The organism is Dactylosporangium sp. NPDC050588 (assembly GCF_040654975.1).
Classification (GTDB): domain Bacteria; phylum Actinomycetota; class Actinomycetes; order Mycobacteriales; family Micromonosporaceae; genus Dactylosporangium; species Dactylosporangium maewongense.
The window spans coordinates 75233-98003 of the sequence record NZ_JBFAJA010000026.1 but is presented as its reverse complement, the minus strand read 5'-3'; the positions used below and the strand labels follow the sequence as shown (position 1 = coordinate 98003).

Annotated in this window: 29 protein-coding genes; 19 read left to right on the top strand and 10 right to left on the bottom strand. The window is 73.6% G+C overall.

The features are described 5' to 3' along the window. Positions 1-15: 15 nt before the first annotated feature. From AB0I21_RS19930 to AB0I21_RS19920, 3 genes are read right to left on the bottom strand one after another with little or no spacing between them, the layout of a single operon-like run. Positions 16-1257 carry a sugar efflux transporter gene (locus tag AB0I21_RS19930; protein ID WP_360562997.1) on the bottom strand — a complete coding sequence of 414 codons (1242 nt, stop codon included), beginning with the start codon at positions 1255-1257 and terminating at the stop codon, positions 16-18. Between the two features lie 54 nt (positions 1258-1311). Then, a complete protein-coding gene (locus tag AB0I21_RS19925; RefSeq protein WP_354894664.1) occupies positions 1312-1959 on the bottom strand; it encodes a response regulator transcription factor in 648 nt (215 codons plus the stop codon). 32 nt (positions 1960-1991) lie between these two features. Next, complete coding sequence (locus AB0I21_RS19920; RefSeq protein ID WP_360562995.1) at positions 1992-2843, bottom strand: histidine kinase; 852 nt, start codon at positions 2841-2843, stop codon at positions 1992-1994. A gap of 112 nt (positions 2844-2955) precedes the next feature. Between AB0I21_RS19920 and AB0I21_RS19915 the strand changes: the two genes are divergently transcribed. The 9 genes from AB0I21_RS19915 to AB0I21_RS19875 all read left to right on the top strand — a co-directional run bounded on the left by AB0I21_RS19915 (position 2956) and on the right by AB0I21_RS19875 (position 7679). Beyond that, entirely contained in the window at positions 2956-3666 is a 711-nt protein-coding gene (locus AB0I21_RS19915) for an ATP-binding cassette domain-containing protein (RefSeq protein ID WP_360562994.1), read from the top strand. After that, positions 3663-4424, top strand: coding sequence for a hypothetical protein (locus AB0I21_RS19910; RefSeq protein WP_360562992.1), 762 nt, complete (start codon positions 3663-3665; stop codon positions 4422-4424). The genes AB0I21_RS19915 and AB0I21_RS19910 overlap by 4 nt, the downstream gene beginning before the upstream one ends. Next, on the top strand, positions 4421-4942 hold the full coding sequence (locus AB0I21_RS19905; protein ID WP_360562991.1) for a hypothetical protein: 522 nt from the start codon (positions 4421-4423) through the stop codon (positions 4940-4942). Before AB0I21_RS19910 ends, AB0I21_RS19905 begins: the two co-directional genes overlap by 4 nt. A 56-nt stretch (positions 4943-4998) precedes the next feature. Continuing rightward, positions 4999-5343 carry a metalloregulator ArsR/SmtB family transcription factor gene (locus AB0I21_RS19900; RefSeq protein WP_360562989.1) on the top strand — a complete coding sequence of 115 codons (345 nt, stop codon included), beginning with the start codon at positions 4999-5001 and terminating at the stop codon, positions 5341-5343. Next, entirely contained in the window at positions 5340-5783 is a 444-nt protein-coding gene (locus AB0I21_RS19895) for an SRPBCC domain-containing protein (protein WP_360562987.1), read from the top strand. The genes AB0I21_RS19900 and AB0I21_RS19895 overlap by 4 nt, the downstream gene beginning before the upstream one ends. Beyond that, a complete protein-coding gene (locus AB0I21_RS19890; protein ID WP_360562985.1) occupies positions 5780-6208 on the top strand; it encodes a nuclear transport factor 2 family protein in 429 nt (142 codons plus the stop codon). The genes AB0I21_RS19895 and AB0I21_RS19890 overlap by 4 nt, the downstream gene beginning before the upstream one ends. 132 nt (positions 6209-6340) lie before the next feature. Beyond that, positions 6341-6997 carry a hypothetical protein gene (locus tag AB0I21_RS19885; RefSeq protein ID WP_360562983.1) on the top strand — a complete coding sequence of 219 codons (657 nt, stop codon included), beginning with the start codon at positions 6341-6343 and terminating at the stop codon, positions 6995-6997. Positions 6998-7020: 23 nt separating this feature from the next. Continuing rightward, complete coding sequence (locus AB0I21_RS19880; protein ID WP_360562981.1) at positions 7021-7335, top strand: sigma factor; 315 nt, start codon at positions 7021-7023, stop codon at positions 7333-7335. A gap of 11 nt (positions 7336-7346) precedes the next feature. Next, positions 7347-7679 carry a sigma factor-like helix-turn-helix DNA-binding protein gene (locus AB0I21_RS19875; protein WP_360562980.1) on the top strand — a complete coding sequence of 111 codons (333 nt, stop codon included), beginning with the start codon at positions 7347-7349 and terminating at the stop codon, positions 7677-7679. Here the strand turns inward: AB0I21_RS19875 and AB0I21_RS19870 are convergent, their stop codons facing one another. Beyond that, complete coding sequence (locus AB0I21_RS19870; protein WP_360562978.1) at positions 7680-9905, bottom strand: tetratricopeptide repeat protein; 2226 nt, start codon at positions 9903-9905, stop codon at positions 7680-7682. It abuts the gene before it with no gap. A 166-nt stretch (positions 9906-10071) separates the two neighbouring features. Here AB0I21_RS19870 and AB0I21_RS19865 point away from each other — a divergent pair, with 166 nt between their 5' ends. The 3 genes from AB0I21_RS19865 (at position 10072) to AB0I21_RS19855 (ending at position 11869) form a co-directional block, all read left to right on the top strand. Beyond that, entirely contained in the window at positions 10072-10527 is a 456-nt protein-coding gene (locus AB0I21_RS19865; protein ID WP_360562977.1) for a carboxymuconolactone decarboxylase family protein, read from the top strand. A gap of 29 nt (positions 10528-10556) precedes the next feature. Beyond that, positions 10557-10991: a DUF1801 domain-containing protein gene (locus AB0I21_RS19860; RefSeq protein ID WP_360562975.1), complete on the top strand. Its 435-nt coding sequence runs from the start codon at positions 10557-10559 to the stop codon at positions 10989-10991. Between the two features lie 86 nt (positions 10992-11077). Further along, entirely contained in the window at positions 11078-11869 is a 792-nt protein-coding gene (locus tag AB0I21_RS19855) for a class I SAM-dependent methyltransferase (protein ID WP_360562974.1), read from the top strand. 1 nt (position 11870) lies between these two features. Here the strand turns inward: AB0I21_RS19855 and AB0I21_RS19850 are convergent, their stop codons facing one another. Genes AB0I21_RS19850 through AB0I21_RS19840 form a run of 3 tightly spaced genes read right to left on the bottom strand, consistent with a single transcriptional unit; the run spans position 11871 to position 12939 of the window. Further along, positions 11871-12293 carry a hypothetical protein gene (locus tag AB0I21_RS19850; protein ID WP_360562972.1) on the bottom strand — a complete coding sequence of 141 codons (423 nt, stop codon included), beginning with the start codon at positions 12291-12293 and terminating at the stop codon, positions 11871-11873. An 11-nt stretch (positions 12294-12304) separates the two neighbouring features. After that, a complete protein-coding gene (locus AB0I21_RS19845) occupies positions 12305-12565 on the bottom strand; it encodes a hypothetical protein (RefSeq protein ID WP_360562971.1) in 261 nt (86 codons plus the stop codon). Continuing rightward, entirely contained in the window at positions 12562-12939 is a 378-nt protein-coding gene (locus AB0I21_RS19840; protein WP_360562970.1) for a DUF2089 domain-containing protein, read from the bottom strand. Before AB0I21_RS19840 ends, AB0I21_RS19845 begins: the two co-directional genes overlap by 4 nt. A 132-nt stretch (positions 12940-13071) precedes the next feature. Here AB0I21_RS19840 and AB0I21_RS19835 point away from each other — a divergent pair, with 132 nt between their 5' ends. Together AB0I21_RS19835 and AB0I21_RS19830 are read left to right on the top strand one after the other, a co-directional pair. After that, on the top strand, positions 13072-13656 hold the full coding sequence (locus tag AB0I21_RS19835) for a hypothetical protein (protein ID WP_360562969.1): 585 nt from the start codon (positions 13072-13074) through the stop codon (positions 13654-13656). A gap of 103 nt (positions 13657-13759) precedes the next feature. Next, on the top strand, positions 13760-14209 hold the full coding sequence (locus tag AB0I21_RS19830) for an Hpt domain-containing protein (protein WP_360562967.1): 450 nt from the start codon (positions 13760-13762) through the stop codon (positions 14207-14209). On the opposite strand, the gene AB0I21_RS19825 is transcribed toward AB0I21_RS19830, so the two are convergent. Next, the gene (locus AB0I21_RS19825; RefSeq protein ID WP_360562966.1) at positions 14182-14757 is read right to left on the bottom strand and encodes an ABATE domain-containing protein; all 576 of its coding nucleotides are present in this window, start codon (positions 14755-14757) and stop codon (positions 14182-14184) included. The two genes, AB0I21_RS19830 and AB0I21_RS19825, sit on opposite strands and share 28 nt — an antisense overlap. Before the next feature lie 98 nt (positions 14758-14855). Here AB0I21_RS19825 and AB0I21_RS19820 point away from each other — a divergent pair, with 98 nt between their 5' ends. Continuing rightward, positions 14856-15584, top strand: coding sequence for a metallophosphoesterase (locus tag AB0I21_RS19820; protein WP_360562964.1), 729 nt, complete (start codon positions 14856-14858; stop codon positions 15582-15584). Further along, entirely contained in the window at positions 15584-16189 is a 606-nt protein-coding gene (locus tag AB0I21_RS19815) for a LysE family translocator (RefSeq protein WP_360563047.1), read from the top strand. The genes AB0I21_RS19820 and AB0I21_RS19815 overlap by 1 nt, the downstream gene beginning before the upstream one ends. Here the strand turns inward: AB0I21_RS19815 and AB0I21_RS19810 are convergent. Further along, positions 16162-16830 (bottom strand): response regulator transcription factor, encoded by a 669-nt coding sequence (locus AB0I21_RS19810; RefSeq protein ID WP_344499852.1) that lies wholly within the window; start codon positions 16828-16830, stop codon positions 16162-16164. The genes AB0I21_RS19815 and AB0I21_RS19810 overlap by 28 nt on opposite strands. Beyond that, positions 16827-17966 carry a histidine kinase gene (locus AB0I21_RS19805; protein WP_360562962.1) on the bottom strand — a complete coding sequence of 380 codons (1140 nt, stop codon included), beginning with the start codon at positions 17964-17966 and terminating at the stop codon, positions 16827-16829. Before AB0I21_RS19805 ends, AB0I21_RS19810 begins: the two co-directional genes overlap by 4 nt. Positions 17967-18074: 108 nt before the next feature. Here AB0I21_RS19805 and AB0I21_RS19800 point away from each other — a divergent pair, with 108 nt between their 5' ends. From AB0I21_RS19800 to AB0I21_RS19790, 3 genes are all read left to right on the top strand, one after another. Beyond that, positions 18075-18764: an ATP-binding cassette domain-containing protein gene (locus AB0I21_RS19800; protein ID WP_360562960.1), complete on the top strand. Its 690-nt coding sequence runs from the start codon at positions 18075-18077 to the stop codon at positions 18762-18764. Then, a complete protein-coding gene (locus AB0I21_RS19795) occupies positions 18754-19443 on the top strand; it encodes an ABC transporter permease subunit (RefSeq protein ID WP_360562958.1) in 690 nt (229 codons plus the stop codon). Before AB0I21_RS19800 ends, AB0I21_RS19795 begins: the two co-directional genes overlap by 11 nt. 224 nt (positions 19444-19667) lie before the next feature. Then, complete coding sequence (locus AB0I21_RS19790; RefSeq protein WP_360562956.1) at positions 19668-22718, top strand: ExeM/NucH family extracellular endonuclease; 3051 nt, start codon at positions 19668-19670, stop codon at positions 22716-22718. Positions 22719-22771 lie beyond the last annotated feature (53 nt).

The window sequence follows — 22771 nt, the reverse complement described above, 5'->3', positions numbered from 1 at the left end:
CCCGCTCGTCCCGCATTACCGTGTCGGGTACGTTGCGGCGCGTGACGGCCGGACCCACATGGCGGTGACGACGAGCAGCAGGAACCCGGCGCCCATCAGGGCGGTGCTCATGCCGAACGCGGACCGGTAGCCGAAGTGCGCGGCCACGCCGAACAACGGGCCGGCGACGACCGACCCGATCGGGAACGTGTTGGTGTACAACGTGGTGGCCCGCCCCGGCTGGCCGGGCAGCAGGTTCTGGACGTACGTGATGCCGACGCCGGAGATGGCGGAGATGAACAGCGCGTTGACCACCTGCCCGGCGGCGAGCACCCACAGGTTGGGCGCGACCCAGGCGATCGCGTAGTAGGCGGTCCCGCACGCTCCGCCGATGAGGATCAGCGTCTGCAGCTTGAAGCGGGTGGTGAGCGCGCCGAGGCCGAGCATCAGCGGGATCTCCAGTGCGGCGCACAGGCCGAGGATCAGACCGGCCCGGGACGCATCGCTGTGCAGGTCCTGTTCGATGTACAGCGGCAGCGCCTGCACACCGAGCGTCATCGGCACCTGCATCAGCACGAACGCCACGATCGTCAGCCACAGCACCCAACGCGGCCCCTCCGGCCCGGCCGAAGGTTCCGCCGCCGCGTCGGCCGAAGGCTCCGCCGTCTTCGAAGGGGCCGGCGCTTCCACCTCCTCGAGCCAGACCACCGCGATCAGCGCGGCGAGGGCATACGTGGCGGCGGCCAGCCCGTACACCAGCCGGAACCCACCGACGTCCAGCAGCACCGCGGCGAGCGCCGGGCCGCCGACCCACGAGAGGGAGAACACGGTCCGCAGCGCGCTGATGCCCATCGCGGCCTGGCCGGGGCTGTCCCGCTCGAGGATCTGCCGGGCGTACGCGAAGGACTGCGGGAACAGCGAGCCGGCGAACGCGTAGGCGGTCATGCACAGCGCGAACAGCACCCAGTAGTCGCGGACGAACATCGCGACCAGGCTGCCCACGACACCGAACAGGGCGGCACCGACCAGGATCTTCCGGCGGATCGGCCACCGGTCCGACACCCGGCCGACCACGGAGGAGACCAGCACGCCGGTCAGCGGTGACGCGATGAGGAACACGGTGACCTGGACGGGGTCCGCGTGCACGGCCGTGCTCAGGAACAGCGACAGGAACGGGAAGACGACGGCGACGGAGATGCCGACGGCGAAGAACATCAGCCCGAGCGGTAAAAGGGCACGACTGAGCGGCCGCTGGCGCGGCGGAGCGGCCAAGGTCATGGCCGGACTGTACCGCTACAGCCAAACCCCGCGCGACCCCGTTTCGCGGCGCTTTCAGGAGCGTGGCCGTACCAGACCCGCATCGAAGGCGGCGATCACCAGCTGGGCCCTGTCCCGCGCCGCGAGCTTCGCCATGAGGTGCGTGATGTGTGACTTCACGGTCTTCACCGAGATCGACAGCGCGGTGGCGATCTCGTCGTTGGACAGCCCGCCGCCGATGAGCGTGAGCACCTCGACCTCGCGGCCGGTGAGCCGCCGCAGCGCCGCGGTCGGCCGGTCCGGGCGGGGCGCGGCCACGTAGTGCGCGACGAGCCGGGTCAGGATCGACGGCGCGAAGAGCGACTCGCCGCGGTGCGTGCGGCGGATCGCCTCGATCAGCTCGGCGGGCCGGGCGTCCTTGAGCAGGAAGCCGGAGGCGCCCGCGTGCAGGGCCTCGTAGACGTACTCGTCGAGCTCGAACATGCTCAGCACCAGCACGCGCGCCGCGGCCAGCGACGGGTCGGCGCAGATGCGGCGGGTCGCCTGCAGGCCGTCGAGGTGCGGCATCCGCACGTCCATGAGGATCACGTCGGGCCTGGCGGCGCGGGCCTGCGCCACGGCGTCGGCGCCGTCACCCGCCTCGGCGACCACGCGGAGACCCGTCTCGTTGTTGATGATCATCGCGAGGCTGTGGCGGAGCAGCGGCTGGTCGTCGACCAGCATGACCCTGATGTCCGCGATATCCGTCATGTACGTCATGCCGCGTCATCCGGGATCCGCGCGGCGACCCGGAAGCCGCCGTCGACCGGCTCGGCCGTCAGCGTGCCGTCGAGGCTGGTCACCCGCTCCCGCAGGCCCACGAGGCCGTGCCCGGCGCCCGGCGACGCCCGCCACGCGGGGTCGGACGGCCCGGCGTCGGTCACGGCGGCCACGACGAACCGCCCGTCGCGGTGCACGGCCACCCGGACGTCGGTGGGGCCCGCGTACCGCGCGGCGTTGCTGAGCCCTTCCCGGACGGTCTTGCACACCGCCACCTGCACGCCCTGCGACACCGCGCCGAGCGCCGGGTCGACGGTGAGCCGGGTGCGCAGGCCGGCGACCGCCGCGCCGTCGACGATCGCCGGCAGGTCGTCCAGGCCGTCCAGCGGCGCGCGCAGCCCGGCGGCGGACGGCTCGCGCAGGACCGTCAGCATCCGCCGCAGCTCCGCGGTCGCGTGCCGGCTCGCGTCCTCGATGTCGGTGAGCGCCGCCTCGACCTCCGCCGGCTTCGGCAGGTGCCGGGTCGCCGCGGCACGGACCGTGATGAGCCCCAGGCCGTGCGAGACGATGTCGTGCAGGTCGCCGGCGATCCGCAGCCGCTCGGCGAGCACCGCCTCCGACGCGGCCCACGCGGTCAGGCGCGACTCGTAGGCGGCCCGGTCCGCGCGGGCGCGGCGCACCGCCCACGCCGCGGCGGCGAGCGCGGCGCCGACCATCGCCCACGGCAGCACGACCCGGCCCGGGCCGTCCCCGCCGACCGTGCACATCGCCGCCAGCAGCACCATGCCCACGATGACGAGCACCGGCAAGACGCTGGAGCGTCCCGACGGACGCGGATGGGCGTTCACGCCGCCGACTGTAGTGCTCAGACCAGGGTCTGACGGCCCACGGTCGCACGCCGCCGCGACGATCCGAGCCGGGCCCGATGCCCGCGGCCGGACGCCCCGGTTGACTCGGCATATGATCACGATCGATCGCGTCAGCAAGCGCAAGGGCAGGGCGCGGGTCCTGCACGACGTCACGTTCGAGGCGCGCCCCGGACGCGTCACCGGGTTCCTCGGGCAGAACGGCGCCGGCAAGACCTCGACGCTGCGGGTCCTGCTCGGGCTGGACCGCCCGGAGCAGGGCACCGCGCTCGTGTGCGGCCGCCCGTACCGCGCGCTCGACCGCCCCCTCACCGTCGTCGGCGCGCTGCTGGACGGCAGCGGCGCGCACCGCGCCCGGACGGCCCGCGCGCACCTGCGCTGGGTCGCCGTGAGCAACGGCCTGCCGGTGTCGCGCGCCGACGAGGTGCTCGAGGTCGTCGGCCTCGCCGGCGACGCCCGCAAGCGGGCCGGCCGCTACTCCCTCGGCATGAGCCGCCGGCTCGGCCTGGCGACCGCCCTGCTCGGCGACCCGGCCGTGCTGGTCCTCGACGAGCCCGTCAACGGCCTCGACCCCGCCGGGATCCGGTGGATGCGCGAGTTCCTGCGGGACCGGGCCGCGCGGGGCGGCACCGTGCTGCTGTCCAGCCACCTGATGGGCGAGCTCGCCGAGATCGCCGACGACGTCGTCGTCATCCACCAGGGGCGGATCCTGGTGCAGGGCGGCCTCGCCGAGGTCACCGGCGACCACGCGACCCTCGAGGACGCGTTCCTGGCCCTGACCGCCACCGCGGGCGCGCCGTGGTGAGCGCCTTCCGCTGGGCGGTGGCGGCCGAGGTCCGCAAGCTGCTGGGCCTGCCGACCGCCTGGATCGGCATCGTCCTGGGCACCCTGCTGGCACCCGTCATCGTGCTGCTCAACGCGCCGTACATCCGCCGCAGCATCGACGACGGCACCATCACCGACACGTCCGACCTGGGACTGCAGGACCTCGGCGTCGGGCTCATCGGCCCGATGGTGCTCGGCGTGGTCATCATCAGCAGCGAATACACCAACACCGGGCACGACGCCCCGCGCGCCCGCCAGCTGACCGCGACGCTCGCCGCCGTCCCGGGCCGGCTGCGCCTGCTCGCCGCGAAGACCACCGCGCTCGTCCTCGTCGCCGCGACCCAGGCCGCGGTCACCGCCGCCGCCGCGCTCACGCTCACCGAGGCCCTGCACGGCGACCGGGTGTCCGCGCCCGCGCCCGGCCGGGTCGCCGCCGCCGTCCTGTACTGGACGCTGATCGCCCTGTTGTCGTTCGCCATCACGCTCATCACGCGCAACGGGATCGTGCCGCTCACGTTCCTCATCGTGAACAGCACCGTCGTCTCCGTGTCGTACCTGCTGACGAAGGTCACCGACGCGGCCGCGTACCTGCCGGACATCGTCGGCGCGCAGATGTTCCTCCACACGCCCGACTTCCCGGTCCGAATCGCCCCGGTCACCGCCGGCCTGGTGATGACGGCGTGGATCGCGGCCCTCCTCACCGTCGGCGCCGCGCTCTTCCACCGGCGCGACCCGTGACACTCCTGACGCTCCTGCACGCCGAGCTGCGCAAGCTGCTGACGCTGCCGTCGCTGCGGCTGACCGTGCTGCTGACGGTCGCCGTCGCGCTCCTGCTGGCGTCCCTGGACGCGGCGCAGCCCGTCCGCTACGTCCAGGCGGGGTTCCTGGTGCTCGGCGTCCTGGCCACCGCCTCCGAGCACCAGGGCGGGGACCAGATCAGAGCGACCCTCCTCGCCATGCCGCGCCGGCTGCCCCTGTACGCCGCGAAGGTCGTCGCGCTGGCCGCGGTGACGCTGCCGGTCGCCGCGCTGGTCGCCCTCCACTCGACCACGCACCTGACGCTCACCACCCTGCTCGCCGCGGCCGCCGGCACCCTCGTCCGGCGCGCCGAGGCGGCCGTGGTGCTGCTGCTCGTCGTGTACTACGTCGGCCCGTTGCTCCGGACCACCTACGCGCCGGATACCACGGCGGTCGCAACGGGCACGCTGCTCGCCGTCGCTGCGGCCGCGTACGTCTTCCACCGCCGGGACGCTTGACCAAAAACTTAAGCCGTCACTTGAGCTTTGCCGGTCAGGCGGCTACGGTTAAGTGCATGCTTAAGCATGAGGCGGGGGCGACGGGCCGGGTGTTCCACGCGCTCGCGGACGGCAACCGGCGGGCGGTGATCGAGCGACTGGCCCGCGGCCCGGCGACCGTGAGCGAGCTGGCCGCCCAGCTCGGCGTGACCGTCGCCGCGACGGTCCAGCACCTCCAGGTGCTGCAGGACAGCGGGCTGGTGCGGTCGGAGAAGGCCGGCCGGGTCCGCACCTGCCAGATCGATCCCGCCGGCCTCCGCGACGCCGAGGCGTGGTTGCAGCGCCAGCGCACGACATGGGAGCACCGCCTGGACCGCCTCGGCGCGGTCCTCGACGACGAGCACAAGGAGCCAGGATCATGACCGACCACTCGGTGAAGCACAGCACGTTCACGTTGGAGCGGACCTACGCCGCCGCGCCCGCCACGGTCTTCGCGGCCTGGTCCGACCGCGACACGAAGGCGAAGTGGTTCGCGGCCGAGGACGAGCGGTATTCGCTGGACTTCCGGGTCGGCGGCACCGAGGCCGTGCACGGCGGCGCCGGGACCGACCTCGTCGCGAGGAGCGAATATCACGACATCGTCCCCGACGAGCGCATCGTGTACACCACGGCCCTGTTCACCGGCAGCGTCCTGTCGACCGTGTCGCTGACCACCGTGCAGCTCGCCCGCGAAGGCGACGGGACCCGCCTGGTGCTCACCGAGCAGGGAACCTTCCTGGACGACCAGGAACAGCCCGAGTGGCGCGAGCAGGGCACCGGCGACTGGCTGGACGCCCTCGGCCGTCAGGTGGCCCAGCGATGACGGCCGGCAGCGAGCAGCAGATCCGCGCGCTGCTGGAGACCCGCACCCGCGCCTTCGCCCGCCGGGACGCCGCCACCGCGGCCGCCGGCTACGACGACGACCTCGTGCTGTTCGACGCGGTCGGCCCGCTCGTCCGCCGCGGCGAGGACCCGGCCGACCGGTTGGAGCGGTGGATCGCGTCGTACCGCACGGGGATCGGGCACGAGATCCGGGACCTCGAGATCACCGCCGGCGCCGACGTCGCGTTCTGCCACTTCCTGGTCCGGATCAGCGGCACGATGCGGGACGGCACCGAGGTCGGCATGTGGGTGCGCGCGACGAGCTGCCTGCGCCGCCGAGGCGAGGCCTGGACGATCGTTCACGAGCACGCGTCGGTGCCCTTCGACGCCGACACCGGCCGCGCCGAGCTTCGCGCCGAGCTCTGACGACGCCCCAGGACCGGGTCCCGGACGTTCTCAGCGAGTTCGATGCCTGGAAGTGATTGACCGGTCCCGGCGAAGGGCCGTACGTTGCCGTGAGTGGAACTGTGTTTCTATCAGTGAAACGGTGGGTCCGGCATGGTGTCACTCATCTTCGCGGTGCTGGCGGTCGGCATGGTCGGTGCCGGGGTGGTGGCGGCGCGGCTGCGGGCCTGGCTCGTCGTCGTGGTGGCGGGTGCGCTCGTCTACGACAACGCGGTGATCGCGGCCGGCCGGTTCGTCGGTGAAGGGGATGCGCTCGAAGGGCTCAACGCGGGGCGGTTCGTGGGGCACGCACTGTTCACGCCGCTGCTCATCGTGGTCGGGGCGGGGCTGGCCGGGCTGGCGAGGGGCGGGCGAAGGGCGCTGACGGCGCTCGCGGCGGTGCTGGTCGGGCTCGGGATCTGGGCCGACGTCGTGCGGCTGCGGCTGGTGCCCGAGCGGCACGCCGACACCCTCCGCTACGTCAACGACAACGCGGCCGGGCCGCCGGTGCCGGCGGTCGTGGTGATCCTCGTGCTCATCGGCATCGGGGTGGTGCTGTGGCGGCGCGACGGGTGGCCGTGGCTGTTCGCCGGGGCCGTCGCGATGTTCGCCGCCGCGGCGGCCGGGTTCGCGGTGCCGTGGCTGGGCAACCTCGGCGAGCTCGTCCTATTGACCACCGTCGTGCTGAGCCTGCGCCACGCCCGCCGGGCCGTCGAAGGCACCGCGAACCACACGGTGGACGACGCGGCGGGGAAGGCCGCAACCGGATAGACGGGCATAGCGTGTGACGTGACATGCCCGAGCACGACCGCCGCGCCTCCGACCGGCCGCCGCCCGCCGCGGCCGACTTCGACGCGCTCTACGACGCACGCTACGGCGACGTCGTCGCCATGGTCTACGCGCTCGCCGGTGACCTCGCCGAGGCGCAGGACCTCGCCCAGGAAGCGTTCTGCCGCGCCTGGCAACGCTGGGGCGACGTCTCACGGACGACGACCCGCTCGCCTGGATCCGCCGGGTCGCGGCCAACCTCGCCACGTCCCGGTGGCGGCGCGGCGGGGTCGCCCGCGCGTATCTCGGCCGGGAGCGCACGACCGACGTCCCCGCGCTGAGCCCCGACCATGTGGCACTCGTCGCGGCCCTGCGCCGGCTGCCGGCCGACCAGCGGCGGGCCGTCGTGCTGCACCACCTGATCGACCTGCCGGTCGCCGACGTGGGGCGGGAGATGGACGCCGCCGTCGGCACCGTCGAGTCGTGGCTGCACCGCGGCGGCGCGGCGTTCGTGGCGGTGCTCGATCGGCAGACCGACGGGTCGTTCCGCGCCGTCGACGCCGTCCGGCCGCCCGCAGGCACGACCGTGTCGGACTGGTCACTCGCGAACGGCGTCCTGACGCTGGCCACGGCGTCGGGCCAGGAGATCCGGTACACCTGGAACGGCGAGTACTTCCAGCGGTGACTACCGGGCCAGGGCCGCACGCGCGAGCTGCTCGTCGTGCGGCCGGGCCAGGTCCCGCGCGACGGCGAGGATCCGTTCGAGCTGCGCGGCGGCCTCGTCGCGCAGCCCGGCGGCCCGGCACGTCTCGGCGTAGGCGTGCCGGCAGTCGAGCTCCAGCTGCACCTCGGCGAGCGGTTCGAGCAGCTCCAGGGCGCGCCGGTGGTGCTTCAGGGCCTCGTCGAGCGAGCCCTGTGCGCGCAGCGCGACGCCGAGGGCGTTGTGGCACAGCGCCTGGTTGTGCGCCAGGTCGTGCTCCTCCGCGAGCCGCAGCGCGTCCTGGAGGGTGCGCAGCGCCTCCTCCGGCTCGCCGGTGGCGAGGCCGAGCGTCACGAGCCCGGTGATCCGGCCCGGGCCGGCGGCGAGGGCGACGGAGGCCCGCGCGAGCTCGACCGCCTCGGCGGGCCGCCCCAGCCGCAGCGTCACCCAGCCGTCGATGGCCAGCGCCTGCGCCTGGCCCGCGGGCCGGCCGAGCTTCTCGAAGAGCTCGCCGGCCCGCCGCAGCTGCGTTCGCGCCGCCTCGAGGTCGCCGAGGTCGCGGTGGGCCATGCCGGTGCGCAGCGCCAGCCCGGCGGCGGCCTCGTCGTCGTCCGCGGCGGCGGCTTGGGCCTGCTCGTAGGCGGCCATGGCCTCGGTCAGCCGGCCCGCGGCGGCGCGGGTGAAGCCGAGGTCCGACAGCAGCGCCACCCGCTCCCGCTCCCGGCCGAGCCGGCCCGCCGCACCGGCCGCCGCCTCCAGCAGCCGGGCCTGGTCGTCGGTGCCGCGGTGGCGGAAGAAGTACACCCGCATCAGCTGCGGCAGCCCGGCGGCGACCTCGTCGGCGCCGATCCGCACGGCGGCGTCGACGCAGGCGACCAGGTTCACGTACTCCAGCTCGAACCAGGCCATCGCCCGCGCCGGGTCGCCCGGCTCGGGCCGCGGGCGGTGCGGCGAGGGCAGGGTCCGCTCGTGGGCGACGGCCTGTGCCAGGTAGTGGTCCAGGGCGCGGCGCAGCGCGGCGTCCGCCTGGGGCTCCTCGTCGGCGGCGAGGTCCGCGGCGTACTGGCGGATCAGGTCGTGCATCCGGAACCTGCCCGGCGCGACCTCCTGCAGCAGGTGCGCGTCGACGAGCTCGTCGAGGACCGCGCCGACGCCGGAGCGCAGGCCCGCCAGGGCGCCCGCCGTCGAGGCGTCGAAGTCGGCGCCGGGAAGGACCCCCAGCAGGCGGAACACGCGCCGCTGGTCCGGGTCGAGCTGCTGCAGCGACATGCCGAAGACCGCGTCGAACCGGCCGGTGGCGTCGCGCAGCCGCTCGGCGAGCACCGCGACCGTCCAGCCGGGCCGGTGCCGTAGCCGGGCGCCGGCCATCCGCAGCGCGAGCGGCAGCCCGGCGCACTGCTGGAGGACCTGGCCGACGGCGTCCTCCTCGGTGGCGGTGAGCCCGGCCGCGCGGCCGAACAGTCGCGCGGCGTCGCCGTCGGCGAGGGGTTCGAGCGACACCGGCGGCACGCCGTCGAGGCTGACGAGCCGGTTGCGGCTGGTGACGAGGACCGCGGACTTCCCGGCCCCGGGCAGCAGCGGCCTCACCTGCTCGGCGTCGACGGCGTTGTCGAGCACGACGAGCGCCCGCCGGCGGGACAGCTCCGAGCGCCACAGCGCGGCCCGTTCGGTGAGGCCGGCCGGCGGGTGGGTGACGTCCAGCGCGGCGAGGAGCCGGCCCAGCGCCGCGGGCGGGTCGAGCGGCTCCTGCCCCGGCGTGAACCCGTGCAGGTCCAGGTACAGCCCACCGTCCGGGTACGCGCCGGCGACCCGGTGCGCGACGTGCACGGCGAGGCTGGTCTTGCCGACCCCGCCCATGCCGTCGACGGCGACCGCGCCGGCGGTGCGCAGCAGCTGCTCGACCAGCGCCGACTCCGCCTCCCGGCCGGTGAAGTCGAACAGGTCGGCGGGCAGGTCGTTGCGGCGGGGCGGGGGAGCGGCGCCGGCCTTGGCCGCCTCCGCCCACACGGCGCGCAGCGGGCGCGGGTCGCGGCCCACCGCCCGGCAGAGCGCGACGACGGCCTCCCACGGCGGCACCAGCTGGCCCGACATGTACCGCGACAGCGACGAGCTGCTCAGGCTCGCCTTCGTCGCGAGGGCGCGCAGGCTGAGCCCGCTGAGCTCCTTGATCCGGGCGAGCTGCGCGACGAGGTGTTCCTGCGGGCTCGACACGTGCAACACCGTACCCGTCCCGCCCCACGCGGTCGGCTCGACGGGGTATCTGCCCAGCTCAGCGCCGTCGTGCGTGTCCCACGGTGTCCCACGGGCGTCGAGGGGCGGGGTGCGCCGCTGGTCAGATGGGTCCTGTCAGCGAGAGCACACAGCAAGGGAGTTCGCGATGTCGACGGAGCGCATGCCCAACCCGGCGGCCCTGATCCCCGGGGCGATGGAGGCCCTCATGGCCCTCACCGGCGCGATCGCCGGCGCCGGGGTGAGCGAGCGGGTGCTGGCGCTGAGCCACCTGCGCGCCAGCCAGATCAACGGCTGCGGGCCGTGCGTCGCGGGCGGCGCCGCCCAGGCCCGCCGGCACGGCGCCGGCGACGACCAGGTCGACGCCGTCGCCGCGTGGCGGGAGACGCCGTGGTTCAGCGACGAGGAGCGGGCGGCGCTCGCCCTCACCGAGTCGGTGACCCGGCTCGCCGACCGGCCCGACGCCGTCCCGGACCAGGTGTGGGACCTGGCCGCGAAGCACTTCGACCACAAGGAGCTGGCGGCGCTGCTGCTGAACATCGCCGTCACCAACGCCTTCAACCGACTCAACGCACCCACCCGCCAGCAGGCCGGGCAGTGGTGATCCCCATCTCTGGAGAAAGAGGCACGATCATGGCGAACACCGAGAAGTACGACGGCTTCACCACCGCTGAGCGCACCGCGATGAAGGACCGGGCGAAGGAGCTCAAGTCGACCGCGCGGCGTGGTGCCAAGGCGGACACCGAGAGCGAGGTCCTGGCGAAGATCGCCGAGATGTCCGACGCCGACCGCACCCTCGCCGAGCGCCTGCACGCCATCGTGAAGGAGAGCGCCCCCACGCTGACGTCGAAGCTCTGGTACGGGATGCCCGCCTACGCCCGCGACGGCAAGGTCCTGTGCTTCTTCCAGAGCGCCGCCAAGTTCAAGACCCGCTACGCCGTCCTCGGCTTCAGCGACGAGGCCCAGCTGGACGACGGCACCATGTGGCCCACGTACTTCGCCCTGACCACCCTGTCCGCCGACGCCGAGGCCCGCATCGCCGCCCTGCTCAAGCAGGCCGTCGGCTGAGCCCAGTCGCTGCTGGTTCGCCCTGCCGCCAGAAGGCCCCCTCCCCAGGGGGCCTTCCGCGGTGCGGCACGGGCATCATGCGTGAGATGCGGAGCAGGGTGTTCGGTGAGGTCGCGGAGCTGTACGACGCCGGGCGGCCCGGCTACTGCGACGACATGGTCGACGAGGTCCTCGCCTACGCCGCGCTGGGTGCGCGGCCGGCGGCCGAGATCGGGGCCGGCACCGGCAAGGCGACGGTCCAGTTCGCGGCCCGTGGCGTGCCGGTCGTCTGCGTGGAGCCCGACGAGCGGATGGCCGAGGTGCTCCGTCGCAACACCGCCGGGCACGGTGCGGTGACGGTCGAGGTGAGCGCGTTCGAGGATTGGCAGCGCGCAGGCCGGCGCTTCGGGCTGCTGTACGCGGCGACGTCCTGGCACTGGACGGACCCGGGCCGCCGGTGGGATCTGGTGCACGCCGCCCTGGAGCTGGGCGGCACCCTCGCGCTGTTCTGGAACCCGCACGGCGTCGTGGACGCCGGGCTGCAGGCGGAGCTGGCCGAGATCGACCGCCGGCACGGTGTGGAGCACTCACCGCACGCCGCGGTCGCGTCCTTCTACGGCGACGTGTCGGGGGCCTGGACCGGTGAGGAAGATTGGCCGCTGGAGGAGTGCCAGCGTGACGGGCGCTTCGCTGACCTGCGGTCGGTGCGGTTCCGGGACCATGTCAGCTACGACACCGGCCGCTACCTGGCCTACCTGACCTCGATCTCCGCCTACCGGATCCTGCCCGTCGCCGACCGTGAACTGGCCCTTTCGGAGACCGCGCGGGTGCTGGACGCCAACGGCGGCGGGATCGACATGGTGCGGCTGAGCGACCTGTTCCTCGCCCGGGCCGCGTAGCTCACTCGCAGAAGACGCGGACCTTGGCGTCGGGCTGGTCGACGTCGACGGTCATCTCGTCGAGGTGCTCGATGAGCGCCTCGAGCTGCTCGGGCTTCAGCTGGGTCAGGTCGAACGGCACGCCCGACTTGTGCATCTCGGCGTTGGCGTGCTGGAGCGCCTGCGGCGGGATGAGCGCCACCAGCTTCACGCCGGCGCGCAGCAGCTGCAGCGGCACGCGGACGTTGACGCGGCCCGGCTCGCCGGCCTCGAGGGTGTCGACCAGCACCCGCAGGTACTTGGGCTTGCCCTTCGGCCGGGCCTCGGGGAGGGTCGCGACGAGCGGCTGGTCGCGCTCCAGCGCGGCGATGAGCTGCTCCGCCTCGTCGACGGTGATCTTGCCCGCGGCGAGCATGTCGAGGATGTCCTTGCGTTGCTCGTTCATGGTTGACGCTCCTATCGGATGGAGACGAGGAAGGCCGTGTGGCCGTCCTTGATGTCGACCCGGGTGCCCGGCAGCGCGGAGACGACGCGCCAGCCGGTGCCCAGGGTCCGTGGCACACTGATGCGGAAGATGAGGCAGGCGATGATCCCGCCCAGCAACGCCAGCACCAGCAGCGGCGCCAGGATCAGCGCCACGGGCAGCACCGGGATCCAGAGCCGCACGGGCCGGCGGTGCCGCCGGTCGACCCGCACCGTCAGCAGCTGCGGCATCATGTGCGACCGTCCAGTTCGGACAGTGCCTGCTGCGCGGTGATCTCACCGCGCCGCAGCCGGTCGATGACGTCGGCCCGCGACGGCCGCGGATCGGTCTCGACGAAGTCCAGGGACTGCGTGATCCTGTTCAGCCGCGCCTTGATCGTCGGGTAGCTCACCCCGAAGATCCGCTCCATCTCCTTGATGGAGCCGTGGCACCGCACGAACGCCGTGACGAAGACCTGGTCCTCGACGTTGAGCTGGGCCAGCTGCGGAAGCTCGAACCGGCCCTCGATCGCGACCTCGCTGTCGGCCAGCCGCACCCGCTCCACGACGAACGGCCGGCCCCGGGTCAGGTTCGTCAGTTCCTGCCAGTCCATCGCCTGCTCTGTCATACCTGAAGTATGCACACGCTGAAGATTAACTTTCAAGAAGTTGATCTTAAGATTTTTAATTACGCCCTCTGGAGGGGAGTCGCGATCCTGACAGCGGGGAACGCCGCCGCCCTGCGGCCGGTCAGAGCTGCCATGAGACGCACATTCGCCGCAGCCGCCGTTGTGACCGTCCTCGCCGCCGCGGGCTGCGACGGCGCGGTGCCGCCGCGCCCGAAACCGGAGCCGACCGAGGCGTCGGCGCCGACGACCGCGCCTGTCGGCGGGCCCGTCCCGTTCAGCGTCAGCCTCCGCGCCGGCCAGCGGCTCATCCCGCAGTCGCCGGGCGCGCAGGGCTGCCCTGGCGTCGACACGCGGGTGCGCCTCGGCGACGGCCGGCTCGTCCGGTTCACGGCCTATGCGACCAGCTGCCCCCTGCCGAGCGACACCCGGCGCATCAACGGCCGGCACGGCGTCTACCGCAGCACCGCGGACATCCCCGCCGACCTCCGCGCCGGCGCGACCAGCATCCAGACGCCGCTGGGCGAGGCGACGGCGTTCACCCAGGACTACTCGGAATACACCAACTCCGCCAACCACTACACGGAGCCGGTCGCCGTGATCACGCTGGCGCGGCCGGTGGATCCGGCGTACCAGACGCTCACCGTCATCGCGGAGAAGGGCACGCTGCCGATGGACGAGCTCACCACCGTCCTGCGCGAGCAGCTGCTGGCGCCCTGAGCCCGGGTCAGCGCAGCGGCCCGCACTGGCCGCAGGTGCAGATGGAGCCGGTCATGCGGCTCGACGTGACCGGCAGTCGCGTCAGCACGGTGTGCCACGGGCGGTGGATGTGGCACTGGGCCAGCAGCTCCCGCTCGTCCGGACGCAGCCGCCGCAGCCGCTGGTCGTCGCGGTACATCGCCAGATCGCTCTTGAGCTGGCTCCGCAGCAGCGACATCTGCCGGCGGAGCATGCACCGGATCCGCAGCTCGGCCTCGGCGTCCGTGCGCCCCGCCAGCTCCGCCGACATCGACGCGGGCCGGAGCCGATCGCGGTCGCCGGCCACGTCCAAGCGCACGCCCTGAAGGGCTCCGCCGCCAACATCGGCGGTGATGGGCTCGCCGACCTGCTCGCCGGCATCGAGCAGCGCGCCCGCGACGGCCACCTCCCGGATGCCGCCGCCCTGGACCGGGTCCGCACCGAGTCCACCGAGGTCGCCGCCGTCTGCGAGGCTCTCGCCGCCGAACTGTCCCCGGCCGGCACCGCTCAGGCGGACTCGTGGTGGCGGCGGTAGTGGCGGGCGACGCGGGCGCGGTTGCCGCAGGACGGCTTGCACCAGGCCTGGCGGGGGTCGCCCTGCAGGAAGTAGCGCACGCAGCGCGGGGCCGGGCAGGCCCGCAGCCTCGCCGCGTCCGGACCGGCGAGGAAGCCCATGGCGGCCCGCGCCAGGTCCGCGAGGAGCCGGTCGGCGGGGGCGGCGGCGGGCATCGCGTACCGGACGCGGGCGGGCCCCTCCTCGGGCCATGACAGGGTCGGCGGGCCCAGCGCGCGGGCGGCCAGGTTGACCTCGGCAAGGGCGGCGCCGACGCCGAGCAGGGTGTCGGCGTCGGCCTTGCTCGGCGGGTCCGGTGCGACGGCTCGCGCGAAGAGCGAGCGCACGGCCCGGCGCAGTGCGGTCACCCGGACGCGCAGCTCCTCGTCGGCGTCCGGGCCGTCGTCGGGCACGGCGGTGGTCAGCCACGCGGCGAGGCCGTCGACCGTGGCGAGGTCGTCGACCGACCCGCCGTCGCCGTCGTGCCGGATCGTGCTGACCAGGCTCAGCACCAGGTCCCAGTCGCTCACTCCACCATGCTAACGCAATTCTTGATTGAATCCATTAGCTGGATCCCTTACAGTGCCTAACGTCAGATGCAATTGATCCCGTTAGCCAAGGGGGCTTCATGGCGTTGCTGGCGCACATCAGCGACCTGCACATCGACGGCACCGAGCGCGGCGAGGCGCGGGCGCGCCGGGTCTTCGAGCACCTCCGCGACCTGCCCGTGGACGCGGTGCTGCTCACCGGCGACGTCGCCGACCACGGCGCGGAGGGCGAATACGAGACGGTCCGGCGGCTCCTCGCCGGCGGCCCGCCGGTGCTGGCCTGCCCCGGCAACCACGACGACCGCGGTGCCTTCCGCAAGGTGCTGCTCGACGAGCCCCCGGCCGGCACCCCGGTCAACCGGCTACACCGGCTCGGCGACCTCGCCGTTCTGTTGTGCGATTCGACGATCCCCGGCCGGGACGAGGGCCGGCTCGACGAGGAGACCCTCGCCTGGATGCGGTCCACATTGGACGATCTCGGCGACGCCCCGGCGGTGGTCGCGTTCCACCACCCTCCCGTGCCGCTGCACCACCCGCTGCCGGACTCGATGGCGCTCACCGAGCCGCAGGCCCTTGCGGCCGTCCTCGATCGTCACCCGAACGTCCTCGGGGTCCTGGCCGGTCATGCCCACACGGCGGCCGCGACGACGTTCGCCGGGCGGCCCGTGCTGTGCGCGCCGGCCGTCACGTGGACCCTGCGCCTGCCGTGGGAGGGCGACGGCGTCGCGGACCTGCAGGCGCCGCCGGCCCTGGCGTACCACGTCGTCGACGGCGGCAGGATCGTCACCCACTACCGTGTCGTGTCGTGATGGAGCCGGCCGCCGTCGCCGGGTTCGTGCTGGCGGTGGCGCCCCTGCTCGCCGCGCCCGGAGCGAGTCTCGCCCTGCTCACCGACAGCGTCGCCGCCGGCCGGACCGGCGATGCCGCGCTGGTGATCACCGGTACCGTGACCGGGCTCTACGTGCACGCCACGCTGGCCGCGGCCGGCCTGTCCGCACTGGTGCTGCGCTCCGACGCCGCCTGGCGGGCGGTCCAGCTGGCCGGCGGCCTGTACCTGATCGGGCTCGGGCTCTGGACGCTCCGGACCCGGCGTCCCGCCGGCACGACGGGTGACAGGCGGGGCCCGGCGTTCCGGCGGGCGCTGCTGGCAAACCTCCTCAACCCCAAGGCCGCCGCCATCGTCCTGACCCTGATGCCGCAGTTCATGGACGACCGCACCGCCATCGGCGTCCAGTACGCGGTGCTCACGACCGCGCAGGCCCTGGTGCTCACGGTCTGGCTGGCCGGCTGCGCCGTCGCGCTGTCCCGCGGCGGGCGCGTGCTCGCGCGGACGGTGCTGCCTCGCCTCGGGGCCGCGGTCCTGCTCGCCGTCGGCGTCTGGACGGTCTACCTGGGGACGAGGCCGCACTCGTAGGCGACGACGACGAGCTGGGCGCGGTCGTGGGCGCCGAGCTTCGTCATCGAGCGGTTGATGTGGGTCTTCACGGTGTGCGGGCTGACCCGCAGGTGGGCGGCGATCTCGTCGTTGGACAGGCCCGTCGCCACCAGGCCGACGATCTCCCGCTCGCGACCGGTCAGCAGGTCCACCAGCGGCGCCGCGTCGAGACGGCGGCGGGCGGCGGGCGCGGGCTCCGCCAGGAAGCGGGCGATCAGGGCACGGGTCGCCGCCGGGGAGAGCAGCTGCTCGCCGCGGTGCACGGTGCGGATCGCGGCGAGCAGCTCCGCCGGCTCGGCGCTCTTGCCGAGGAAGCCGCCGGCGCCGGCACGCAGGGCCTGGAACACGTACTCGTCGACCTCGAACGTGGTGAGGATGAGCACCCGCACGCCGGCGAGGTCCGGGTCGGCGGTGATCAGCCGGGTCGCGGCCAGGCCGTCGAGGTCGGGCATGCGGATGTCCATGAGGACCACGTCGGCGCGGGCGGAGCGGGCCAGCTCGACCGCCTCGCGCCCGGTGGCGGCCTCACCCACGACGGTCACGTCGTCGGCCGAGTCGACGAACACCCGGAACCCGCTGCGGATCAGCGGCTGGTCGTCGGCCAGCACCACCCGGATCACCGGGCCTCCAGCGGCAGCACCACGGTCAGCCGGTAACCGCCGGCAGGGCGCGGGCCCGACTCCACGGACCCGCCGAGCGCCGACACCCGCTCCCGCATCCCGACCAGCCCGACTCCAGGCGCCGCCGGCCGGCCCGGGGTCCCCGGTGCGTTCTCGACCTGGATCGTCAGGGCCTCTTCAGACCGTTGCAGCAGGAGGTGTACGGCCACCGCACCGGCATGCTTGCAGACATTGGTGAGCGCCTCCTGCACCACCCGGTATGCGGTCAGGTCGACGGGCACCGGCAGGTCGAGCGCGTCGCCCAGCCCGGACGCCGACACGGCCAGCCCGGACCGGCGGAACGTGTCGAGCAGGTCGGGCAGGCCCGTCAGCCCCGGCACCGGATCGACCGGCGCGAGCTGGTCACCCGGCTGGCGCAGCAGGCCGATCGTGTCGCGCAGCTCGCCGAGCGCGGTCCGGCTCGCGTGCCGTACATGGGTGAGCGCCTCCCGGGCCCGGACGGGCTGCGCGTCGAGCAGGTGCACGGCCACGCCCGCCTGCACGTTGATCAGCGCCAGCTGGTGCCCGACGGCGTCGTGCAGGTCGCGGGCGATCCGCAGCCGCTCGTCGGTGACGCGGCGGCGGGCGTCGGCGTCACGGTCGCGTTCGGCGCGCAGCGCCCGCGCCTCCACCTCCGCCAGGTACTCCCGCCGGCTGCGGGCACCGTCGCCGGCGGCCACGGCCAGCCCGCCGAGCGCGGCGAGCGCGAGGTTCTCCGCGCCGAGCCACGACGCCGGCTTCGCCAGCATGTGCAGGCCGGCGAACGCGGACACCGCCAGGACCCCGATCGTCAGCGCGCGCCGGCGGCTGGCCGACTCCGCGACGGTGTACAGGGCGATGAGCGGCGCGGCCAGGATCAGCATGCCGTTCGCCGTCTTGTGGTTGAACACCAGGTACGCCTCCGCGGCGACCGAGCTGACCAGGAACGTGTGCAGCGGCCACCGCCGCCGCAACGCCAGCACCAGGCACGCGACCGCCGCGACCAGCGTCGCCGTCACGTCCAGCGGCGCGGCGTGCGGCGTGCCGTGGGTGGTCGCCAGCACCACGACCCCGACGACGAGCCCGATGGCCAGATCGACGGCCGGGTCGATGCGCATGCCCACACGGTAGGCCGGTGCTACCGCGTGGACATCCCGCAGCCGCGGTATACGGGATGCCGCCGCTGCGGGACGACTTCTCCGGCCCCGGCGGCGATCGTTGGCGGCATGACAGCAGTCCACGTCCGAGAGCTGACCAAGCGGTACCGGGGTGTCCGCGCGGTCGACGCCCTGACCTTCGACGTCCCCGCCGGCTCGGTCACCGGCTTCCTCGGCCCCAACGGCGCCGGCAAGACCACCACCCTGCGCATGCTGCTGGGCCTGGCCCGACCGACCAGCGGCACCGCCCTCATCGACGGCCGCGCCTACCACGACCTCGCCGAGCCGCGCCGGACCGTCGGCGCCGTCCTCGAGTCCGGCGGCTTCCACCCGGGCCGCACCGGCCGCGACCACCTGCGGATCCTCGCCGGCTCGGCGCGGCTGCCGATGGCCCGCGTCGACGCGGTCCTCGACGAGGTCGACCTGACCGGCGCCGCCGACCGGCGGGTCCGCACGTACTCCCTCGGCATGCGCCAGCGGCTCGGCCTCGCCGGCGCCCTGCTCGGCGACCCCGGGCTGCTCGTGCTCGACGAGCCCGCCAACGGCCTCGACCCGGCCGGCATGTCCTGGCTGCGCGGCCTGCTGCGGCGGCGGGCAGCCGCCGGCGGCACGGTGATCGTCTCCAGCCACGTGCTGTCGGAGATCGCGCAGACCGCCGACCACGCCGTCATCGTCGGCGCCGGCCGTCTGCGCCACGCCGGCCCCGTCGGCGACGACCTGGAGCGCACCTTCCTGGCGGTGACCTCGAATGCGAACTGAACTGCGCAAACTCGCCACCGTCCGGACCCCGTGGCTGCTGCTGGCCGCCGCCGTGGCCCTGGTCGTGCTCGGCGCGAGCGGCCGGCTGTCCGGCCACCCCGACGACGTCGCCGGCGCCGCCGCGCACGTCGGGCTCGTCGCCCTGTTCCCGCTGATCCTCGGCGTCATCGCGGTCGCCGGCGAGTACCGGCACCGCACCGTCGCCGACACCTACCTCTCCACGCCGCGCCGCGAGCGGGTGCTGCTGGACAAGCTCGCCGTGCACACGCTGCTCGGCGCCGGCTTCGGCGTGGCCGCCTCCGTGACGGCCCTCGCCACGATCGCGGTGTGGGGCTCCTGGACGTCGTCGACGCTCGACGACGTGTGGCCGACCCTCGCCGGCGACGTCGGGTGGAACGCCGCCTTCGCCGCGATCGGCGTCGGGCTCGGCGCCCTGGTCCGCAACCAGATCGCCGCGGTCGCCGGCGCCCTGGCCTGGCTCGCCCTGATCGAGGGCGTCGCCGCCGAGCTGATCGGCACCGACGCGGCCCGCTGGCTGCCGTTCCGGGCCGGCAGCGCCCTGGGCCGGCTCCCGGCCGCCACCGGCCTGGACCAGTGGACGGCCGCCGCGGTCCTCGCCGGCTACGCCGCGGCCTTCACGATCGCCGCCGTCGCCGCCCAACGCCGCGACCCGATGTGAGTCGATGCGTCGATGGGGATAACCCTCGCCTCATGCTGACACCGGCGTCAATCCAGGGAAGCTGCCTTAGGCTGTCACACGCCGTTCAGCTCTCGTCCGCCGGCAGGGCCTAACGTCCGTGAGTCGGCCTCCAGCAGTGACGGAGCCGAATCACGCCCACCTGGAGGTCCGGGTCTATGTCCCGTGCGGTCATCCGACGCACAACCGTCGTTTTGTCCCTTACCATGGCCGGCGCTGCCTGGCCATTACTCGCCGATCCTGCCGCCGCGAACCCGGCCGGCACGGGTCTGGTCATCAGCGAGGTATATGTCAATGGCGGCTCGTCCGGCGCGAGCTACCTGAACAAGTTCGTCGAGCTGTACAACCCGACGTCCGCCTCGATCCCGCTGAGCGGCACGACGCTGCAGTACCGGGCCCCCACCAGCACCGTCGTGCCGAGCGGGTCGCAGGTGTTCACGCTGACCGGCGCCGTGGCGGCGCACGGACACTTCCTGATCATGCTGCCTGGCAACAACTCCACCACCAACCCGGGCGCGCCGCTGCCGACGCCCGACCTGTTCACCGGCACCAGCGTCAACCCGGGCGCCGGCGGCGGCACGCTGTACATCGCGGCCAGCGCCACCGGCGTGCTGCCCACCGACGCGGCCGTCATCGACCGCGTCGGCTGGGGCACCAGCAACGCGCCCGAGGGCACTGCCGCGACCGGCAACTCCCTGGTCCTGAGCTACCAGCGGGACGCGGCCGGCGCCGACACGGACAACAACGGCGCCGACTTCCGCACGGCCACCCCGGTGCCGCAGAACGCGGCGTCCGACGGCGGCACCGCGACCGTCACGGTCACCAGCCCCGGCAACCAGAACGCCACGGTCGGCACCGCGATCTCGCCACTGACCCTGAGCGCGTCCGGCGGGGCCGCGCCCTACACGTGGTCCGCGACGGGCCTGCCCGACGGCCTCACGATCTCCAGCGGCGGCGTCGTCGAAGGTACGCCCACCGCCGCCGGCACCGCGTCGGTGACGGTCACCGCGACCGAGTCGGGCGGCGCGAGCGGCTCGGCCACGTTCACGTACACCGTCACGACGACCACGACGGTGCTGCCGATCGCCGCGATCCAGGGCACGAACACCGACACGTCGCCGGAGGTCGGCCGGAACGTGACGACCGAGGGTGTCGTGACCGCCGTCTACGCGACCGGCGGTTTCAACGGCTTCTACCTGCAGACGGGCGGGTCCGGCGGCGCCGAGGCCGACGACGCCACCCCGGGTGCCTCCGACGCGATCTTCGTCTTCGGCTCCGCCGCGGCGGGCCAGGTCCACATCGGCGACAGCGTGCGGGTCACCGGCAACGTCGTGGAGTTCCAGGGCACGACGGAGATCTCCGCGCCGACGGTCACGCAGCTGGCGACCCCGCTGCCGGCCGTCGTGCCCGGCACGATCCCGTGGGCGTCGCTGACCACGGCCGCGCAGAAGGAGGCCCACGAGGGTGAGCTGATCGCGCCGCAGGGCACGTTCACCGTCGCGGACAACTACGACGCCAACTGGTACGGCTCGTTCACGCTCGCCGCCGGTGACGCGCCGCTGCGCCAGCCGACCGACGCGGGCCGGCCGGGCAGCGCCGAGGCGCTCGCCGCGGTCGCCGACAACGCGGCCCGCAGCATCACCCTCGACGACGGCTCCAGCGTCAACTACAGCGGCTCCGCCAACACGGGCACCCCGCTGCCGTGGCTGACGCCGACCAACGCGGTCAGCATCGGGTCGAAGGTCACCTTCAACCAGCCGGTGATCCTCGAGTACCGCTTCTCGCTCTGGAACTTCCAGCCGCGGCAGCGGGTCACCGACAACGGTGCCGCCGTCGCGACGTTCAGCGACACGCGCACGGGCAACCAGCAGCCGGCCAACGTCGGCGGCACGGTGCGCCTGGCGACGTTCAACGTCGAGAACTACTTCCCGACGACCGGCGAGTCGTACGTCGCGCAGGGCTTCGGCACCTGCAGCTACTTCGACGACCGGGCCGGCACCCACATCGCCGTCGACAAGTGCGTCGGGCCGGGCAACGCGGCAGGTGTCCGCGGCGCCGCCAACGACGCCAGCTTCCAGCGGCAGCAGGCGAAGATCGTGACCGGCATCAACCGGCTCGGCGCCAGCGTCGTGTCGCTGGAAGAGGTCGAGAACTCGGCGAAGTTCGGCAAGCCCCGCGACGCCGCCCTCGCCCAGCTGGTCGACGCGCTCAACGCCGCCGCCGGCGGCCCCGTGTGGGCGTACGTGCCGTCGCCGGCCGTCCTGCCACCGATCGCCCAAGAGGACGTGATCCGCAGCGCGTTCATCTACAAGCCGGCGGACATCGCGCTCGTCGGCACCTCGGTGATCCTCACGACCGCGTCCGGCCCCGGCCAGCCGTTCTCGATCGCCCGCGAGCCCCTCGCGCAGGCGTTCAAGAAGGCCGGCGCGACCGACGCCGACGCGTTCCTCGTCGTCACGAACCACTGGAAGTCCAAGGGCAGCGGCGACCCGCTGTACCCGGGCGACGCCGAGGACACGTCCTCGCCGGCGAAGAACCAGGGCTCGTTCAACGCGACGCGGGTCCGTGAGGCGGAGGAGACCGTCGCGTTCGCCAACCAGGTCGCGACGAGCGTCGGCACCGACCGGATCTTCCTCGTCGGCGACCTCAACTCGTACACCCACGAGGACCCGATGCACGTCCTGTACGACGCCGGCTACACCGACCTCGGTGCGGCCTTCGACCCGAACGAGTCGACGTACTCCTTCGACGGCCTGCAGGGCTCCCTCGACCACGTGCTGGCCAACGCGGCCGCCCGCACGCTGGTCACCGGCGCCGACGTCTGGCAGATCAACGCGCAGGAGGCGGTCGCCTACGCGTACAGCCGGTACAACTACAACGCCACGCTGCTGTTCAACGGCGGCGACCCGTTCGCGGCCTCCGACCACGACCCGGTCGTCATCGGCCTGAACCCGCCGGTGACGCCGCCGGCCCCGGCGTGGACCGCCTCCACGGTCTACAACGCCGGCGACAAGGTCTTCTACCAGGGCTCGGTCTGGCAGGCGACCTGGTGGACGAAGAACCAGGCCCCGGGCGACCCCTACGGCCCGTGGCAGCAGATCTCGACCGCCCCCGACGGCACCGCGATCTGGACCGCCTCGCGCATCTTCACCACCGGCGACGTGGTCCTCTACCAGGGCAAGAAGTACGAAGCCAAGTGGTGGACCCGCAACCAGGCCCCCGGCGACCAGTGGGGCCCCTGGAAGCTCCTGCCGTAACGCTCGTGCTGTAAGAACGGGGCCGTCCTCATCCCGAGGGCGGCCCCCGTTGC